The organism is Massilia glaciei (genome assembly GCF_003011895.2).
GTDB classification, from domain to species: Bacteria; Pseudomonadota; Gammaproteobacteria; order Burkholderiales; family Burkholderiaceae_D; genus Telluria_A; species Telluria_A glaciei.
The window spans coordinates 1-1,225 of sequence record NZ_PXWF02000277.1; the positions used below are offsets into that span (position 1 = coordinate 1).

General features: G+C 67.2%; 2 protein-coding genes. Both read right to left on the reverse strand.

Going from position 1 to position 1,225, the window contains the following annotated elements:
• Positions 1-618, reverse strand: a 618-nt coding sequence (locus tag C7C56_RS20795; protein ID WP_146204578.1) for a PAS domain-containing protein, incomplete at its 3' end; no start/stop codon positions are given.
• A 324-nt stretch (positions 619-942) separates the two neighbouring features.
• Positions 943-1,225 (reverse strand): hypothetical protein (locus C7C56_RS29030; protein WP_181373277.1); only part of this gene is annotated, 283 nt, incomplete at its 5' end.

Genomic DNA, 1,225 nt, shown 5'->3' on the forward strand with positions numbered 1-1,225 from the left:
CGCCGCCATCGGCAGGCCGGCGGCCACGTCCTCCTCGGTGTAGAAGCGGGAGAAATGGGTGCCGATCACCTCGTGCTGCTCAAACCCCTTGATGTGGCGCGCGCCGGCGTTCCAGTTCGTGATGATGCCCTCGGGCGACAACATGTAGATGGCGTAGTCGGTCACCCCCTGCACCAACAGCCGGAACCGCTCCTCGCTCGCATGCAAGGCCTCGGACGAGCGTTTCTTCTCGGTGATGTCGCGCGTGATTTTCGCGAAGCCGACCAGGGTGCCGTCGGGCTCGCGGATCGGGTCGATGACGACGCTGGCCCAGAACAGGGAGCCGTCCTTGCGCACGCGCCAGCCCTCGTCCTCGAACCGGCCCTCGGTCCGCGCGATCGACAATGCGCGTTCGGGCAGGTGCCGGCCCTGGTCCGCAGGCGTGTAGAAGCGGGAAAAATGGCGGCCGATTATCTCTTCGCCGCTATACCCCTTGAACCGTTGCGCACCGGCGTTCCAGCTGCTGACGATGCCTTGCGGCGAGAGCATGTAGATCGCGTAGTCGGTCACGCTGTCGACAAACAGCCGGAAGCGGTTGTCGTCGACGGCGGGGAAGGGAAAGCTTTCTGGGTCGGTCATGCGTGGGGTTCCGTTGTCGTTGAGTGGTTGCCCATTGCTGGCAAATCGGCAAAGCCATGACTATAACTCAACAACCATGGGCCGCCCCCGCACGCTTAGAACGGTAGAGCCAATCACCGCATATCCAACGGTGGCAGCCGGCGCCGCCTCCGGCCCGACCTGACGCAGCGCGGGCGGCCAGGGTCGGCCATCCCGGAAGTATTGAGGAAAGCAGGCGAAATTTTCGCCAAACATGCTTCAGTAAAAACACCGGATCGCATGCACGCCTTTGAAGCTACCCTGTTCATCTGCCGCGCACCGGCGATGCGCCGGCGCCCCGCCCGCCTAACCCTGCCCCGAAAACGCGAGTTGCGCGTCGAGCTGCTTTTCGCGCGCGCCCAGGCCCTTGCGGTAGCGCGCGCCCAGGCGCTCGCCGTGCCACTGCCCCAGCACCAGCATCAGCCGCATGGCCCAGCCGCCCGGTTCGGCGCGGCGCGCCAGCGGCCGCAGGGGCGCCGCCCACAGCGGCAGCTCGCGCCCGGCCGTGTCGTCGAGCGAGGCGAACACGCTGCCCCGCCCCGCCAGCGCGAGGAACGCGAGGTCGGCGCGGCGCCCGTCGCCGTGTTCG